We start from the raw sequence: 12,347 nt of genomic DNA, 5'->3' as shown, positions 1-12,347 counted from the left end.
AACAGGCGGTTCGGACCATGATCAACCGGCGGGTATCGCTGCCGGGCGGCCGATGTTCTCCCCGGCGTGGGCCCGGTGCTCGTGCAGGCGCAGGAACACGAACCACGTCACGAACGCGCATACCACGTAGAACACCAGGAACACCCAGAACGCGTTGGTGGCCGACTTGGCGTCGCCGACGTAGGACGCGCGCAGCACCACGTTGATGAACACCCCGCCGAGCGCGCCGACCGCACCGGCGAAACCGATGAGCGCACCCGACATCGCGCGGGACCAGGCCGCCTTCTCGTCGCGGCTGAGGTCGTCGCGACCCTGGGCCTTGGCCTCGAAGATCGACGGGATCATCTTGTAGGTCGACCCGTTGCCGATCCCGGACAGGATGAACAACAGGATGAACCCGGCGACGTAACCGAACATCTGTCCGCCGGTGGGGGCGCCGGTCTGGTTGTCGTCGAGGACGCCGCTGGTCACCAGGATTCCGGCGGCGAACATCATCGCCACGAACGTGTACAGGGTGATCCTGCCGCCGCCGACGCGGTCGGCCAGCTTGCCGCCGTAGGGCCGGGAGATCGAGCCGAGCAGCGGGCCGATGAACGCGATCTGGGCGGCGTGCAGGGAGGCCTGCGCGGGCGTGTCACCGGTGGCCAGGTAGTTGATCTGCAGCACCTGGCCGAATGCGAACGAGAAGCCGATGAACGATCCGAACGTGCCGATGTACAGGAAGCTCATCACCCAGGAGTGCTTGAACCGCAACGCCTCGACCAGAGCGCCGAAGTTGGACTTCTGGTTGCGCAGGTTGTCCATGTACAGCGCGGCGCCGAGCGCGGCCGCGCCGATCGCGACAAGGTAGATGGCGCAGACGATCTCGGGCCGGGTGTTGCCCACCGCGGCGATCACCAGCAGCCCGACGAGCTGGATGACGGGCACCCCGATGTTGCCGCCGCCGGCGTTCAGGCCGAGCGCCCAGCCCTTGAGCCGCTGCGGGTAGAACGCGTTGATGTTGGTCATCGACGAGGCGAAGTTGCCGCCGCCCAGGCCGGCGAACGCGGCCACCACCATGTAGGTGGTGTAGGAGGCCGGGTTCTTCATGTAGTACAGCGTCAGCACGGTCGGGATCAGCAGCAGCAACGCGCTGACGATCGTCCAGTTGCGGCCGCCGAACCTGGCGGGGGCGATCGTGTACGGGATGCGCATGAACGCCCCGACCAGCGTGGGCACCGCGACCAGGTAGAACTTGCCCGCCGCGTCGATGCCGTAGACGTCCTGCGGCATGAACAACACCATCACCGACCAGATCGACCACACCGAGAAACCGACGTGTTCGGCCACGATCGACCAGATCAGGTTGCGCTTCGCGATCTTCTTCCCGGGGGTCTTGCCGCCGGTGCCCTCCCAGGCCTCGACGTCCTCGGGATCCCAGTGGGCTATGTCGCGGTTACGGATCGCGGTGATTGCCATGCGCCGAGTCAACTGCCAGGGCATTCCGCATCCGTTGCACGACGGTGACCGCGGTGAAAACACACTCTCACATCGCGTCGGGGCTCACGGTGAGGGGCGTCAGGTGTGATCGCAGGGATCCACAGGTGACTTACCGGAGAAACACCCCGGAAACAACCCACTCCTAGCTTCGAGCATGTGACCGACGAGCGCTTGCGCGTGGCGGTACCGCCCCGTCGAAGACCAGGGGGAGAGCAGACATGACAGACGGAAGCACCCCGCGTTTCCTGCAGGGGGCGTTCGCGTTCCACGGCAGCGGCTACGACAAGCCGGCGGCCGTCGACGACTCGCTGCGCTACGTGGTGCCCGCCGGCACCACCGCCCAGCCCGTGTACTTCCGCGGCGGCAACTCGACGAAGCAGATGATCACCGTGGTGCTGTTCCGCGACGGCGTCCCGATGCGCTACTTCCCGATCGCGGCCAAGGGCGCCACCCACGTCGCGCTGCGGGTGGTGGAGGATCTGCTCGCCGACACCGTGCTGGAGCTCCGCGTCGCCGCACCAGACGGGGTGAAGGGCACGGTGATCGTGGACCTCGGCCTGGTGGAGGTGTAGCGATGGCGCAGCGGCTGGTGGTCGTCGGCAACGGCATGGCCGGCGTGCGCGCCCTCGAGGAGGTCCTGGCCCGCGGCGGCGGGGACCACTTTCAGATCACCGTGTTCGGCGACGAGCCCTACGGCAACTACAACCGGATCCTGTTGTCGAATGTGCTTGCCGGAGTGGATGATCCGGGCCAGATTTACCTCAACGCACTGGACTGGTACACCGACAACGGCATCGACCTGCGGGCCGGGGTGCGGGTGGTGCGCCTCGACACCTTCGCCCACCTGGTGCACGCCGACGACGGCACCACGCTGCACTACGACAAACTGATCCTGGCCACCGGCAGCCGGTCGTTCTTCCCGCCGATGGCCGGGCTGTGGGCCGACGACAAGACGCTCGCCGACGGGGTGTTCGGGTTCCGGACCCTCGACGACACCGCGGCGATGATCGCCGAAGCCGACACCCGGACCAAGGCCGTCGTCATCGGGGGCGGGCTCCTGGGCCTGGAGGCCGCGCGCGGGTTACAGAACCGCGGCCTGGCCGTCGACGTCGTGCACGCCGGACCGACGCTGATGAACGCCCAGCTCGACGACCCGGCCGGCGCGATCCTGCGGAAGTCGGTGGAGGACCTCGGGATCGGGGTGCACACCGAGAAGCGGACCACCGAGGTGGTCGTCGGCGACGACGGCCGGCTCGCGGGCATCCTGTTCTCCGACGGGTCACGCCTGGACTGCGACATGCTGGTGGTCGCGGCGGGCATCCGGCCCAATGTGGGGTTGGCGCAACGCGCGGGGCTCACCGTCGAACGCGCGATCGTCACCGACGATCACATGCGCTCGGTCGACGACGACGACGTCTACGTCGTCGGTGAGTGCGCACAGCACCGCGGCCAGGTCTACGGCCTGGTCGCCCCGCTGTGGGAACAGGCCAGAGTGCTCGCCGACCATCTGACCGGGGCCGACCTGACCTCGGCATACCACGGCTCCCGGGTGGCGACCAAGCTCAAGGTCGCCGGCGTGGATGTCGCGTCGATGGGCGTCAAGGCGCCCGAGCATCCCGACGACGAGTTCGTGCAGTATTCCGAGCCCAAGCACGGCGTGTACAAGACCGTGGTGATCCGGGACGGGAAACTGGTGGGCGCCACCCTCGTCGGGGACGTGTCGAAGGTGTCGTTCCTGACGCAGGCCTTCGACAGCGGGCTGCCGCTCCCCGACGAACGGGTGTCGCTGATGTTCGACATCGGCACCCCCGACGTCGGGGTGGGGGTGGCCGAACTGGCCGACGACGCGCAGGTGTGCAACTGCAACGGGGTGTCCAAGGGCGCGCTGGTGGCGTGCGTGCGGGACGGCGAGACGTCGGTGGGCGGCGTGATGGCCAAGACGAAGGCAGGCAAGGGCTGCGGCTCGTGCAAGGAGCTGGTGTGCCAGGTCGTCGAGTGGGCGGCCGGCGGAGCGGTCACCGAGGATCCGTCGGCGTCGTGGTATGTCCCCGGGGTCCCGTACGACAAACCGACGCTGATGCACCACATCCGTGAGCTGCAGCTGAAGTCGGTGTCCTCGGTGTTCGCCGCGCTGGCCCCGGACGGCAAGGAGGACGCCGGGTCCAAGATGGCGCTGTCGTCACTGCTGGACATGATGTGGGCCGACGAGTTCGTCGACGAGCGCGATGCCCGGTTCATCAACGACCGGGTGCACGCCAACATCCAGCGGGACGGCACGTTCTCGGTGGTGCCGCAGATGAAGGGCGGCGTGACCGACGTCGCGCAGCTGCGCAGGATCGCCGATGTCGCCGAGAAGTACGAGATCCCGATGATCAAGCTCACCGGCGGGCAGCGCATCGACCTGCTCGGGGTGCGCAAGGAGGATCTTCCCGCGGTGTGGGCGGATCTGGACATGCCGTCGGGCTACGCGTACGGCAAGAGTTTCCGGACCGTGAAGACCTGTGTGGGCAGCGACTTCTGCCGTTACGGCGTCGGGGATTCCACCGCTCTGGGCATCGCGATCGAGGAGCGCTATCAAGGGCTGGCGAGCCCGGCGAAGATGAAGCTGGCGGTGACGGGCTGTCCGCGTAACTGCGCCGAGGCACTGTGCAAGGACCTCGGTGTCGTCGCGGTCGACGGCGGCCGCTGGGAGATCTACGTCGGCGGCGCGGCGGGCGCGCACATCCGCAAGGGCGACCTGCTCGCCACCGTCGACGACCCACAAACCGTGATCACGCTGACGGGCCGGTTCCTGCAGTACTACCGGGAGAGCGCGAATTGGCTTGAGCGCACCTACAAGTGGGTGCCCAGGGTGGGCATCGAGCACATCCGGTCGGTGGTCGTCGACGACGCCGAGGGCCTCGCCGAGGGGCTCGACGCGCGGATGCAGAAGTCGATCGACGCCTACCGCGACCCGTGGCACGACGGCCGGGAACCCAAGACCGAAGGCCAGTTCCGGCCGTCGCTGCCGCTGTTGCCGCTGCCCCAGGTCCCAGTGCGATGAGCGTCGATGTCGGCATCGACGTCGGCCGGGTCGACGAGATCCCGGTCGGCGAGGGGCGCACCTTCGCGATCGACGGCACGCAGATCGCGGTGTTCCGGCTCCGGGACGGATCGTTACGTGCGGTCGACGCGGTGTGCCCGCACCGGGGTGGGCCACTGGCCGACGGCCTGGCCGACGACTGCGTGGTGGTGTGCCCGCTTCACGGGCACACGTTCGACATGCGCACGGGCGGTGAGGTTTCCGGCGCCGACATGTCGGTGCGCAGTTATCCGGTGGTGGCCGTGGACGGGACGATCCGGGTCACGCTCTGACCGTCCCGGCCGGATTCCGGTGTGCCTCAGACCTGGACGCCGGCGAACCAGTCGACGAGCGTGTCGGCGAACAGCGCGGGATCCTGACCGTGCATCGAGTGGCCCATCATCGGGAACGACCGGTAGGTGATCGGCGCGCCGCTGCTTTCGACGAGTTCGACGACCCCCGCCGCCTGGGCGTCGGTACCGGCGCCCATCAGTGTGCCGGATTCGTCGTCGGTCATCCGGAAGTGGTGGGTGAACAGCACGGGCACCTTGACCTGGCTGAGCATGACCTCGTGGGGGCAGCCCGCCGTGAACGAGCCGGTGACGAACGCCCGTGCCCATTCAGGGTCGTACTCCTTGAGATTCTGCGGCGGTTCGGCGGTTCCGGCGGCCAGCGCGACATGCGTCTGCCAGCCGGCCATGCCCTGCTGCGCCCCGGCGACGAAACCGTCCCAGTCCCCGATGCTCCACTGGTCACCGAGATACTCGGCCCACAGCGCGAAGACCGGGCCGACCGTCCGCATCAGGCCCGGGCCGACGGCCGGGTCGATCTCCGAGCTGAAGAACGGAGGATCCTCGTAGCACGCGGCGATCACCTGACCCGGTGCGGCGAAAGCGGACAGCCACGCGCTGAGCAACCCGCCGGAAGACAGCCCGCTGACATACGCCGGCCGGCCGATGACGCCGTCGAGGAAGCGGACCAGATCGTTGCCGATGTTGTCGAGGGTGTACCGGCGCGGGGTGCGGGTGGAGCGTCCGTGTCCGCGCAGATCGACGGCGTGCACGTGGAAGTGCTGCGCCAGCAGCGGCATGGCCGGCTCGTAGCCCCACCACGACTCGGACTGGCCGGGGATCAGCAACAGCGGCGGTTTGGACTCGTCGCCGGCGACCGCGTAGTTCAACTGGACTTCACCGGTGTCGAAGAGCCGCTCGGAAAAGCGATGCTCGACGAAGGTGGACTGAGGTGCGTGAGGACCGAAGGCGTTTGCGTAGGTTCCCATGCCCCCAGGTTGTCACAACCCGTCGGGCTTGACCGCGAGCACCGGTTTCGGGCATTCGAGGATGACCTTCTGCGCGACGCTGCCGAGTAGCAGCTTGCCTACAGGGTTGCGGTTCCGGATGCCGACGACCAGCAGTTGCGCGTCGGGGTGGTCCATCGCGGCGAGCAGTTCACCGGCGGCGTCCACGCCGACCGGCTGCCGCAGTTCGTAGGCCACCCCGCAGTCGGCGAGCCGGGCTTCGACGTCCTGCACCTCGGCGGCGCCGGCGAACCGCTCGTCGACGTACGACTCCCCCGACGTGGCGTTGACCACCACCAGTCCGGTGCCGCGCAATCTCGCCTCCGCGATCCCGTGTTCCAGCGCGGCGCGGCCGAAACGGTCTGCGGTGTACCCGATCACGACGCTCATGTCGGCTCTCCCCCTAATCTTCGACGGGCCGGTGGCGGTACCCCATGCGCAGGCGCTCGTCGGTCACGCGTGGCCCGCCTTCTCTTTCTGGTCCCGGTCGTCCTCGACCACCAGCAGGGTCTCCTCGCTGCGGTGCATCAACCGCAACACCAGCGGAGCGGCGAGCAGCAGGATCATCAGCACGTAGGTGATGATCGCGACGGGTTCGGTGAACAGGTTGCCCCAGTCCCCGCCGCCGAGCTGCAGGCTCTGGCGCAGTTGGCGTTCGATGCGCGGACCGAGGATGACGCCGATGATCAACGGCAGCACCGGAAGTCCGAAGCGGCGCATCATCAGGCCCATCAAGCCGAAGATCAGCAGCAGCGCCAGATCCAGCGGCTGCAGGTTCACCGCGAACGCGCCCAGGGTGGCGAAGAACAGGATGCCGGCGTACAGGTAGGGCCGCGGCGTGCGCAGCAGCTTGGCCCACAACGGCGCCAGCGGCAGGTTCAGGGCCAGCAGCATGAAGTTGCCGATGAACAGACTTGCGATCAGAGTCCAGACCAGCAGCGGTTCCTTGTCGAACAGCGTGGGCCCGGGCTGGATGCCGTAGGACACGAACGCCGTCAGCATCACCGCCGCGGTCGCGTTGGTGGGCAGGCCCAGCGACAGCATCGGCACCAGAGTGCCTGCGGCCGAGGCATTGTTGGCGGCCTCCGGTCCGGCGACGCCCTCGATCGCACCCTTGCCGAACTCCTCGGGATGCTTGGTGAGCTTCTTCTCGGTGATGTAGCTCAGGAACGTCGGCAACTCGGCGCCGCCGGCCGGTAGCGCACCGAACGGGAAACCGTAGGCGGTGCCGCGCAGCCACGGCTTCCACGAGCGCTGCCAGTCCCGCCGGCCCATCCACGGCCGACCGACCGGGATGACGTCGATCGGACGCCGGCGCAGGTGCGCGGCCACCCACAGCGCCTCGCCGACCGCGAACACCGCCACCGCGATCACCACGATGTCGATGCCGTCGGACAGCAGCGGGATGCCGAACGTGGCGCGCGGCTGGCCGGTGAGCGAATCGATGCCGACCACGCCGATCGCCAGACCCAGCAGCAGGGAGATCAGCCCCCGCATCTTCGACGAACCGAACACCGCGGTGACCGCGACCAGAGCGAACAGCATGATCGCCAGATACGAAGGGGCCCCGAGGGTTACCGCGAAGCGCGACACCGCCGGCGCGAACGCCGCCAGCAGCGCGGTGCCGATCGCCCCGGCGACGAAGGACCCGATCGCCGCGGTCGCCAGCGCCTGCGCGGCCCGGCCGGCCTTGGCCATCTTGTTGCCCTCGATGGAGGTGATCACCGACGACGACTCGCCCGGGGTGTTGAGCAGGATCGAGGTGGTCGAACCGCCGTACATGCCGCCGTAGAAGATGCCGGCGAACATGATGAACGCCGCGCTGGGGCTGACGTTGTAGGTGATCGGCAGCAGCAGTGCGACCGTCATGGCCGGTCCGATGCCGGGCAGCACACCCACGGCGGTACCGAGCAGGACACCGATCGCGGCGTACAGCAGATTCATCGGGGTGGCCGCCTCACCGATCCCCTGCAACAGCCAGTCGAAGCTCTCCATTTACAGAATCCCGTCCAGAACGCCTGCGGGCAGCGGGATCCCGAGCCCGGAATAGAATCCGTAGAAACTGACCAGTGCCAGCACCGCGCCGATGACGACGTTGCGCACGTAGTGCCTGCTCCCGAGCACGGTGGCGCACCCGGCGAAGAACAGCGCGCCGGCGATCGCCCAGCCCAGCGGCACCACGAGCACGATCAGCATCACGAACAGACCGATCAGCAGTCCGACGGTGCGCCAGTCGCCGGGCATGTCCGGGTCGATGTCCTCTCCGGCGTCGGCCTCGCCGCGGGACCCGCGCGGGATCGCGACGGCCAGGACCACCGCCATCGCCAGGAGACCGACACCGATCGCGATCGGGAACATGCGTGGCCCAACGGGATCGACCTCGGCGTAACCAGCGGGCATCGACAGTGCGTCGTAGACCAGGAATCCCCCGACCGCGACCATCACCGCGCAGACGATGTACTGCGCCCGATCGGGAGCGCGGGTATCGGTGCTCATACCAGCCCCAGATCCGTCAGCGTCGTCTCGACCCGCCGGTCCTGTTCGGCCAGGAAGGCCTCGAACGGTGCCCCGGTCAGGAACGCATCACTCCAGCCGTTCTTCACCAGCGCCTCCTTCCACGCGTCGGTGGCGTGCAGTTCCTCGAGGACCTTGACCATCGCGGCACGGTCCGTATCTGAAATACCCGGCGGGGCAATGACTCCGCGCCAGTTGGTGAACGTCAGGTCGATGCCGGCCTCGGTCAGCGTCGGCGCGTCGACACCCTCGACCCGCTCGTCGCCCGACACCGCGAGCACCCTGACCTGACCGGACTCGATCTGGTCGACGTACTCCCCCAGACCGGACGTGCCCGCCGCGATCTTGTTGCCCAGCAACGCGGTGAGCAGGTCACCGCCGCCGTCGTAGGACACGAAGTTGACCTCCGCGGGGTCCACACCGACGGTCTTGGCGGTCTCCATCGGGAACAGGTGGTCAGGGCCGCCGGGGCTGGACCCGCCGCCGATGGTCACGTTGGCGGGGTCGGCCTTCCATGCGGTGACGAAGTCCTGCACGGTCCGGAACGGCGAGTCCGCCGGGACCAGGATCCCCTCCTGTTCCTCGACCACCTTGGCCAGCGCGGTCGCGTCCGAGGCGCGCGCGTCGGACCCGTTGGTGAAGGTGGCCCCGACGACGCCAAGACCCATCATCATCATCAGATCGCCGTTGCCGCGCTCGTTCATCAACCTGGCCATCGCGACGGTGCCGCCGGCGCCGATCACGTTGAACACCTCGACGCGGCCGGTGATCTCGTCGTCCTCCATGATTTTCACCGCGGTGCGGGCCGTCAGGTCGTAGCCGCCGCCCGGGCTGTTGGGCACCATCATGCGCAGACGGTGCAACCCGGTCTGTTCCCCGCGGGTGACCCCACAGCCCGAGAGCAGCAGCGCGGCGATCAGTGCGATGGCCATACCGATGACCGCGCCGCGCCGACCGGATGCGAACATGTCGTCCCCAATCCCTTGGTGGTGATGCTCAGCAATACTGGACCTGGGCAGTGATCCAGGTCACCCATGTGAACGCAAAGGAAGTATTGGTCATTAAGAACACGCCGTCAGCGGTCGCCGGCCTGATGCGGGGGCGCAGCCTCGCCGGGCAGTTCCTGGTGTTTCAGCTGGTGGTCGTCGCGGTGGTGCTCGTCGCCGTCGCCGCGGTGTCGGTGGCCCAGTCCGAGGGCGAGTTCCGCGAGATGCGGGGACAGCGGATGATCGCCGTCGCCGAGAACATGGCGTCGACGCCGATCGTGCGCGACCGCTACGACGACCCGTTCGCGGCGCGCACACTGGCGCCGGAGGTCGACCGGGCCGTCGCGCTGTCCGGGGCGAGCCTCGCCGAGATCCTGGGTCCCGACGGCGTCGTACGGGCGTCGTCGGATCCGTCCCGGATCGGTGTCCGGGTGGATCTCGGGGCCAGCCGAGCCGACGAGGGCCGCGCCTGGTTCGGCGATGTCGACGTCGACGGCACGCACAGCCTGGTCGGCCAGGTTCCGATTCTGTCCAGCGCCGGCGACGTGCTGGCGGTCGCGTCGGTGAGCGAAGGGTACCCGTCGACGTGGGCGCTGCTCAGCGGCGCGGGTGAACGTCTGCTGGTCTATCTCGGGCTGGGCGCCGCACTCGGTCTGGTGGCGTCGTGGCTGCTGTCGCGGCGCATCAAGCGCCACACGCGGGGGTTGGAGGTGGCCGAGATCGCGAGCCTGGCCGACCACCGGGAGGCGCTGCTGCACAGCATCCGGGAAGGCGTCATCGCGGTGAACAACGACGGTGAGATCACGCTGCTCAACGACGGTGCACGCGACCTGCTCGGCGTGGCCGACGGGGCGGTCGGGCGCCGGGTGGACACGGTCGGGATCGACCCGGCGGTGGTGTCGTTCCTGGTGTCCGCCGAGGATGGCCGGGACGCCGCCGCCGAGGACACGGTGATCGCCACCAGGACCCGGGTGCTGGCGTTGAGCCGTCGTCCCGCGACCAGTCAGGGCCGGCGGATCGGTACGGTCACCACGATGCGGGACAGCACCGAACTCGCCGCGCTGCAGGGACAGTTGTCGTCACACAAGAGCGTCACCGACACCCTGCGCGCCCAGACGCACGAGTTCGCCAACCAGTTGCACACGATCTCCGGCCTGGTGCAGCTCGGCGAGTACGATGCGGTGCGCGACCTGGTCGGCACGTTGACACGCCGCCGGGCCGAGATCAGTGACGCTGTGACGCAGCGGATCTCCGATCCCGCCGTGGCGGCGCTGTTGATCGCGAAGACCTCGCTGGCCGCCGAGAGCGGCGTGTCCCTGCTGTTGCACCCCGATTCGCACCTGTCGGCGCTCGACCCCGCATTGGCAACCGATGTGATCACGTTGCTGGGCAACCTGATCGACAACGCAGTCGACGTGTCGGTGGGCGCACCGGATGCGGAGGTGACCGTGTGCGTCGACGACCGCGACGGGCTGACCATCTCGGTGCTCGATTCCGGATCCGGTGTGCCCGAACACCTTCGCGAGGCGATCTTCGCGCGGGGTGTCACGTCCAAGTCCGACGTCCCGGGCGGCCGCGGCATCGGACTGGCGCTGGTGCGTCTGGTCACCGCACAGCACGGCGGCACCATCGAGGTCGACGACGCGCCGGAGGGCGGAGCGCGATTCCTGGTGCGGCTGAAGGCGGTGTCGCGCCATGCGTGACGTGCTAGTGGTGGACGACGACTTCATGGTCGCCGAGATCCACCGCCGGTTCGTGGACCGGGTGGACGGGTTCCGCGCCGTCGGTGTCGCCCGGACCGGCGGGGAGGCGCTGACGGCGACACGGGAGTTGCGTCCGCAGCTGATCCTGCTCGACGTGTACCTGCCGGACATGACGGGGCTGGATGTGTTACAGCGGTTGCGGTCCGGAGGCGACCGGGTGGACGTCATCATGATCACCGCGGCGCGCGAACTCGACACCGTCCGCGGCGCGCTCGACGGCGGAGCGGCCGACTACCTGATCAAACCGTTCGAATTCCCGCAACTGCAGGCCAAACTGCAGGCCTACGCCACGCGCGCCGACGCGCTGCAGTCGGCCCGCGGCGCCGACCAGACCCTGATCGACTCGCTGTTCGGGGTACCCCAGGTGGCGCCGCCCAAGGTACTGCCCAAGGGCCTGGGAGCGGAGACCGGTGCGCTGGTGCTCGCCGCCGTCCGCGACGCCGGTGAGGTGTCGGCGGCTGAATGCGCTGAGCTGGTCGGGATCTCGCGGGTGAGTGCGCGACGCTATCTGGAGCACTATCTCGGTGTGGGCGCGCTGGAGCTGCGGCTGCAGTACGGGGTCGGCCGGCCGGAGCGCCGGTACCGGATTGCAGGCTAGCGGGCACTCGGTTTGGTTGACGACGTCGCATTCCACTCGGCTTCTCCCGGATCGCCGGCGCTTCGTGATCTCGGCGATCTGCTTCTGCCAGGGGCCGGTCATATTTTCTGCCAGCTGAAATGGAGGCGCAGACCTTCGGGTTCAACCGGGCAGAACAGCAAGAACCGCAACCGGGAACGCCCAGAATCATACCGTCCGCGATTTCCGCAACGACCGCAATTACCAGAACGGCGTCGCCGGCAGCGTCTACTACGGCTGCAGTCCGCTGAGCGGACAACCAGAAGGGGTGCCCCCAACGGGAGTCACCCCTTTGCCCTACCTTGGCGTATTCGTTTCCTTGGCGCACTTCGGACAAGACCTGATCCCAGGCGGCGTCGAACCACCGTGTCCGCATTGAGGATCCTCATGGTGACGGTCGAAATCGACTACGCCAACTAAGCGGCGCTTGCACACCGGCGAAGCGCTAGAACGGTGGTGGATCGTCGCCGTAGTCGGGTGGGCGGCCCGACCGGTAGCCGATGTTGGAGGTTCCCCAGTTTCAGTGGACACCTGAGATAGCGGGACGGTGTCCTGCTGGAAGGATGTCGACATGTCGCGGACGCGTCGGTCGTTCACACCGGAGTTCAAGGTGGAGGCTGCTCGTCGGGTG

11 protein-coding genes are annotated in these 12,347 nt (G+C 68.2%); 5 read left to right on the top strand and 6 right to left on the bottom strand.

The window, feature by feature from the left end; translation table 11 throughout:
- Positions 1-21 precede the first annotated feature (21 nt).
- A complete protein-coding gene (locus tag ASJ79_RS08745) occupies positions 22-1,458 on the bottom strand; it encodes a NarK/NasA family nitrate transporter (protein WP_156448344.1) in 1,437 nt (478 codons plus the stop codon).
- A gap of 239 nt (positions 1,459-1,697) precedes the next feature.
- Between ASJ79_RS08745 and ASJ79_RS08740 the strand changes: the two genes are divergently transcribed.
- The 3 genes from ASJ79_RS08740 to ASJ79_RS08730 are packed head-to-tail and all read left to right on the top strand — an operon-like array spanning position 1,698 to position 4,833.
- On the top strand, positions 1,698-2,051 hold the full coding sequence (locus tag ASJ79_RS08740; protein ID WP_067954319.1) for a molybdopterin oxidoreductase: 354 nt from the start codon (positions 1,698-1,700) through the stop codon (positions 2,049-2,051).
- A 2-nt stretch (positions 2,052-2,053) separates the two neighbouring features.
- Positions 2,054-4,522 carry a nitrite reductase large subunit NirB gene (gene nirB / locus ASJ79_RS08735; protein ID WP_067954318.1) on the top strand — a complete coding sequence of 823 codons (2,469 nt, stop codon included), beginning with the start codon at positions 2,054-2,056 and terminating at the stop codon, positions 4,520-4,522.
- Positions 4,519-4,833 carry a Rieske 2Fe-2S domain-containing protein gene (locus tag ASJ79_RS08730; RefSeq protein WP_067954317.1) on the top strand — a complete coding sequence of 105 codons (315 nt, stop codon included), beginning with the start codon at positions 4,519-4,521 and terminating at the stop codon, positions 4,831-4,833. The genes nirB and ASJ79_RS08730 overlap by 4 nt, the downstream gene beginning before the upstream one ends.
- Before the next feature lie 26 nt (positions 4,834-4,859).
- Here ASJ79_RS08730 and ASJ79_RS08725 read toward each other — a convergent pair whose 3' ends face one another.
- The 5 genes from ASJ79_RS08725 to ASJ79_RS08705 all read right to left on the bottom strand — a co-directional run bounded on the left by ASJ79_RS08725 (position 4,860) and on the right by ASJ79_RS08705 (position 9,283).
- Complete coding sequence (locus tag ASJ79_RS08725; protein ID WP_067954316.1) at positions 4,860-5,819, bottom strand: alpha/beta fold hydrolase; 960 nt, start codon at positions 5,817-5,819, stop codon at positions 4,860-4,862.
- Positions 5,820-5,831: 12 nt separating this feature from the next.
- Positions 5,832-6,227 carry a universal stress protein gene (locus ASJ79_RS08720; protein WP_067954315.1) on the bottom strand — a complete coding sequence of 132 codons (396 nt, stop codon included), beginning with the start codon at positions 6,225-6,227 and terminating at the stop codon, positions 5,832-5,834.
- 63 nt (positions 6,228-6,290) lie between these two features.
- Positions 6,291-7,832 (bottom strand): tripartite tricarboxylate transporter permease, encoded by a 1,542-nt coding sequence (locus ASJ79_RS08715; protein WP_067954314.1) that lies wholly within the window; start codon positions 7,830-7,832, stop codon positions 6,291-6,293.
- Positions 7,833-8,333 (bottom strand): tripartite tricarboxylate transporter TctB family protein, encoded by a 501-nt coding sequence (locus ASJ79_RS08710; protein ID WP_067954313.1) that lies wholly within the window; start codon positions 8,331-8,333, stop codon positions 7,833-7,835.
- Positions 8,330-9,283, bottom strand: a complete 954-nt coding sequence (locus ASJ79_RS08705; protein ID WP_369803631.1) for a Bug family tripartite tricarboxylate transporter substrate binding protein — start codon at positions 9,281-9,283, stop codon at positions 8,330-8,332. The genes ASJ79_RS08710 and ASJ79_RS08705 overlap by 4 nt, the downstream gene beginning before the upstream one ends.
- 161 nt (positions 9,284-9,444) lie before the next feature.
- Here ASJ79_RS08705 and ASJ79_RS08700 point away from each other — a divergent pair, with 161 nt between their 5' ends.
- Both ASJ79_RS08700 and ASJ79_RS08695 read left to right on the top strand, forming a co-directional pair.
- On the top strand, positions 9,445-11,040 hold the full coding sequence (locus ASJ79_RS08700; RefSeq protein WP_067954311.1) for an ATP-binding protein: 1,596 nt from the start codon (positions 9,445-9,447) through the stop codon (positions 11,038-11,040).
- Positions 11,033-11,698, top strand: coding sequence for a response regulator (locus ASJ79_RS08695; protein WP_067954310.1), 666 nt, complete (start codon positions 11,033-11,035; stop codon positions 11,696-11,698). Before ASJ79_RS08700 ends, ASJ79_RS08695 begins: the two co-directional genes overlap by 8 nt.
- Positions 11,699-12,347: the final 649 nt, after the last annotated feature.

The organism is Mycobacterium sp. NAZ190054 (genome assembly GCF_001545925.1).
In the GTDB taxonomy this organism is placed as follows: domain Bacteria; phylum Actinomycetota; class Actinomycetes; order Mycobacteriales; family Mycobacteriaceae; genus Mycobacterium.
Note: the sequence above shows the minus strand (reverse complement) of the source record. Positions and strands in the feature narration are given on the sequence as shown.

Excerpts from the sequence above, each read along its gene's own strand:
- ASJ79_RS08745 (WP_156448344.1), bottom strand. The coding sequence starts at position 1,458 with ATGGCAATCACCGCGATCCGTAACCGCGACATAGCCCACTGGGATCCC.
- ASJ79_RS08740 (WP_067954319.1), top strand. The coding sequence starts at position 1,698 with ATGACAGACGGAAGCACCCCGCGTTTCCTGCAGGGGGCGTTCGCGTTC.
- nirB (WP_067954318.1), top strand. The coding sequence starts at position 2,054 with ATGGCGCAGCGGCTGGTGGTCGTCGGCAACGGCATGGCCGGCGTGCGC.
- ASJ79_RS08730 (WP_067954317.1), top strand. The coding sequence starts at position 4,519 with ATGAGCGTCGATGTCGGCATCGACGTCGGCCGGGTCGACGAGATCCCG.
- ASJ79_RS08725 (WP_067954316.1), bottom strand. The coding sequence starts at position 5,819 with ATGGGAACCTACGCAAACGCCTTCGGTCCTCACGCACCTCAGTCCACC.
- ASJ79_RS08720 (WP_067954315.1), bottom strand. The coding sequence starts at position 6,227 with ATGAGCGTCGTGATCGGGTACACCGCAGACCGTTTCGGCCGCGCCGCG.
- ASJ79_RS08715 (WP_067954314.1), bottom strand. The coding sequence starts at position 7,832 with ATGGAGAGCTTCGACTGGCTGTTGCAGGGGATCGGTGAGGCGGCCACC.
- ASJ79_RS08710 (WP_067954313.1), bottom strand. The coding sequence starts at position 8,333 with ATGAGCACCGATACCCGCGCTCCCGATCGGGCGCAGTACATCGTCTGC.
- ASJ79_RS08705 (WP_369803631.1), bottom strand. The coding sequence starts at position 9,283 with ATGGCCATCGCACTGATCGCCGCGCTGCTGCTCTCGGGCTGTGGGGTC.
- ASJ79_RS08700 (WP_067954311.1), top strand. The coding sequence starts at position 9,445 with ATGCGGGGGCGCAGCCTCGCCGGGCAGTTCCTGGTGTTTCAGCTGGTG.
- ASJ79_RS08695 (WP_067954310.1), top strand. The coding sequence starts at position 11,033 with ATGCGTGACGTGCTAGTGGTGGACGACGACTTCATGGTCGCCGAGATC.